Below are 2,045 nucleotides of genomic sequence, written 5' to 3'. Positions count from 1 at the left end.
CACTGAACTACTTCCGCAAAATGCCGGCTAAAGGAGTTGAACCCTCGACCCTCTGATTACAAATCAGATGCTCTACCAACTGAGCTAAGCCGGCTTAATAAAATCAATGCGGGTGAAGGGACTCGAACCCCCACGTCTCTCAACGCTAGATCCTAAATCTAGTGCGTCTGCCAATTCCGCCACACCCGCTATTAAGTTTTCTCTTTATAGAGAATGAGTCATGCAGGGTTCGAACCTGCGACCCTCTGATTAAAAGTCAGATGCTCTACCAACTGAGCTAATGACTCATGATGGAGGTTAACGGGATCGAACCGCTGACCCCCTGCTTGTAAGGCAGGTGCTCTCCCAGCTGAGCTAAACCTCCATAATGAAATGACCCGTACGGGAATCGAACCCGTGTTACCGCCGTGAAAGGGCGGTGTCTTAACCGCTTGACCAACGGGCCAGTATTTATAAAAGCGGGTGACGAGAATCGAACTCGCGACAACAGCTTGGAAGGCTGTAGTTTTACCACTAAACTACACCCGCATTTTAGTGATATTAATAAAAGATAATGTTATCTTTTAATGACCCGTACGGGAATCGAACCCGTGTTACCGCCGTGAAAGGGCGGTGTCTTAACCGCTTGACCAACGGGCCAGTATTTGATAAAAGTTAACGGAGAAGGAGGGATTTGAACCCTCGCGCCGCTTACGCGACCTACACCCTTAGCAGGGGCGCCTCTTCAGCCTCTTGAGTACTTCCCCAAATCCAAATATTAACTAATATATATAAACTTTTATCAATGGGCCTAAATGGACTCGAACCATCGACCTCACGCTTATCAGGCGTGCGCTCTAACCAGCTGAGCTATAGGCCCTAAACAACAACTTAAAGCGGGTGACGAGAATCGAACTCGCGACAACAGCTTGGAAGGCTGTAGTTTTACCACTAAACTACACCCGCATAAGTATAACGGTCCCGACGGGAATCGAACCCGCGATCTCCTGCGTGACAGGCAGGCATGTTAACCCCTACACCACGGAACCTATTGTTAATTGCGGAGGCAGGACTCGAACCTGCGACCTTCGGGTTATGAGCCCGACGAGCTGCCAACTGCTCCACCCCGCGATAATGTTAAAAGGAGGATAAGGGATTCGAACCCTTGCACGCTTTTACACGTCTGACGGTTTTCAAGACCGTTCCCTTCAGCCGGACTTGGGTAATCCTCCATGGCTTTATAAAATTTATAAATGACCCGTACGGGAATCGAACCCGTGTTACCGCCGTGAAAGGGCGGTGTCTTAACCGCTTGACCAACGGGCCAGTATTTATAAAAGCGGGTGACGAGAATCGAACTCGCGACAACAGCTTGGAAGGCTGTAGTTTTACCACTAAACTACACCCGCATCTTCCTAAATGCTTCGGGACGGAATCGAACCGCCGACACCTTGAGCTTCAATCAAGTGCTCTACCAACTGAGCTACCAAAGCAAACAAAACGGTCCCGACGGGAATCGAACCCGCGATCTCCTGCGTGACAGGCAGGCATGTTAACCCCTACACCACGGAACCTATTGTTAATTGCGGAGGCAGGACTCGAACCTGCGACCTTCGGGTTATGAGCCCGACGAGCTGCCAACTGCTCCACCCCGCGATAATATTAAAAGGAGGATAAGGGATTCGAACCCTTGCACGCTTTTACACGTCTGACGGTTTTCAAGACCGTTCCCTTCAGCCGGACTTGGGTAATCCTCCATGGCTTTATAAAATTTTATTAATGGACCTTGTAGGACTCGAACCTACGACCGGACGGTTATGAGCCGTCTGCTCTAACCACCTGAGCTAAAGGTCCAAGCTCTTTGTAATCTCAAAAATAAATATAGCGGCGGAGGGAATCGAACCCACGACCTCCCGGGTATGAACCGGACGCTCTAGCCAGCTGAGCTACACCGCCAATATTAAAATGTTGAATGGAGACTAGCGGGATCGAACCGCTGACCTCCTGCGTGCAAAGCAGGCGCTCTCCCATCTGAGCTAAGCCCCCATAAATCGGGAATACAGGAT

The 2,045-nt window shown here is 50.0% G+C and carries 22 tRNA genes; all 22 read right to left on the bottom strand.

Features of this window, described 5'->3' with window-relative positions:
- Positions 1 to 21: 21 nt before the first annotated feature.
- Positions 22 to 94: transfer RNA gene (locus BMX09_RS09775), tRNA-Thr, on the bottom strand.
- Between the two features lie 13 nt (positions 95 to 107).
- Positions 108 to 189: transfer RNA gene (locus tag BMX09_RS09770), tRNA-Leu, on the bottom strand.
- A 25-nt stretch (positions 190 to 214) separates the two neighbouring features.
- A tRNA-Lys gene (locus BMX09_RS09765) sits at positions 215 to 287 on the bottom strand.
- A gap of 4 nt (positions 288 to 291) precedes the next feature.
- A tRNA-Val gene (locus tag BMX09_RS09760) sits at positions 292 to 364 on the bottom strand.
- A 9-nt stretch (positions 365 to 373) separates the two neighbouring features.
- Positions 374 to 445: transfer RNA gene (locus BMX09_RS09755), tRNA-Glu, on the bottom strand.
- Between the two features lie 12 nt (positions 446 to 457).
- Positions 458 to 528, bottom strand: a tRNA-Gly gene (locus BMX09_RS09750).
- Positions 529 to 567: 39 nt separating this feature from the next.
- A tRNA-Glu gene (locus BMX09_RS09745) sits at positions 568 to 639 on the bottom strand.
- Positions 640 to 658: 19 nt separating this feature from the next.
- A tRNA-Ser gene (locus BMX09_RS09740) sits at positions 659 to 746 on the bottom strand.
- Between the two features lie 39 nt (positions 747 to 785).
- Positions 786 to 859, bottom strand: a tRNA-Ile gene (locus BMX09_RS09735).
- Positions 860 to 874: 15 nt separating this feature from the next.
- A tRNA-Gly gene (locus BMX09_RS09730) sits at positions 875 to 945 on the bottom strand.
- Between the two features lie 10 nt (positions 946 to 955).
- Positions 956 to 1,028, bottom strand: a tRNA-Asp gene (locus BMX09_RS09725).
- 9 nt (positions 1,029 to 1,037) lie between these two features.
- A tRNA-Met gene (locus BMX09_RS09720) sits at positions 1,038 to 1,110 on the bottom strand.
- Positions 1,111 to 1,121: 11 nt separating this feature from the next.
- Positions 1,122 to 1,211, bottom strand: a tRNA-Ser gene (locus BMX09_RS09715).
- 22 nt (positions 1,212 to 1,233) lie between these two features.
- Positions 1,234 to 1,305 (bottom strand) — tRNA-Glu (locus BMX09_RS09710).
- Positions 1,306 to 1,317: 12 nt separating this feature from the next.
- Positions 1,318 to 1,388: transfer RNA gene (locus tag BMX09_RS09705), tRNA-Gly, on the bottom strand.
- An 11-nt stretch (positions 1,389 to 1,399) separates the two neighbouring features.
- Positions 1,400 to 1,472: transfer RNA gene (locus BMX09_RS09700), tRNA-Phe, on the bottom strand.
- Positions 1,473 to 1,480: 8 nt separating this feature from the next.
- Positions 1,481 to 1,553: transfer RNA gene (locus BMX09_RS09695), tRNA-Asp, on the bottom strand.
- A gap of 9 nt (positions 1,554 to 1,562) precedes the next feature.
- Positions 1,563 to 1,635: transfer RNA gene (locus tag BMX09_RS09690), tRNA-Met, on the bottom strand.
- Between the two features lie 11 nt (positions 1,636 to 1,646).
- A tRNA-Ser gene (locus tag BMX09_RS09685) sits at positions 1,647 to 1,736 on the bottom strand.
- Positions 1,737 to 1,759: 23 nt separating this feature from the next.
- Positions 1,760 to 1,833 (bottom strand) — tRNA-Ile (locus tag BMX09_RS09680).
- Positions 1,834 to 1,861: 28 nt separating this feature from the next.
- Positions 1,862 to 1,935, bottom strand: a tRNA-Met gene (locus BMX09_RS09675).
- Positions 1,936 to 1,952: 17 nt separating this feature from the next.
- Positions 1,953 to 2,025: transfer RNA gene (locus tag BMX09_RS09670), tRNA-Ala, on the bottom strand.
- Positions 2,026 to 2,045: the final 20 nt, after the last annotated feature.

The sequence above is a fragment of the Granulicatella balaenopterae genome (genome assembly GCF_900111135.1).
In the GTDB taxonomy this organism is placed as follows: domain Bacteria; phylum Bacillota; class Bacilli; order Lactobacillales; family Aerococcaceae; genus Granulicatella; species Granulicatella balaenopterae.
Note: the sequence above shows the minus strand (reverse complement) of the source record. Positions and strands in the feature narration are given on the sequence as shown.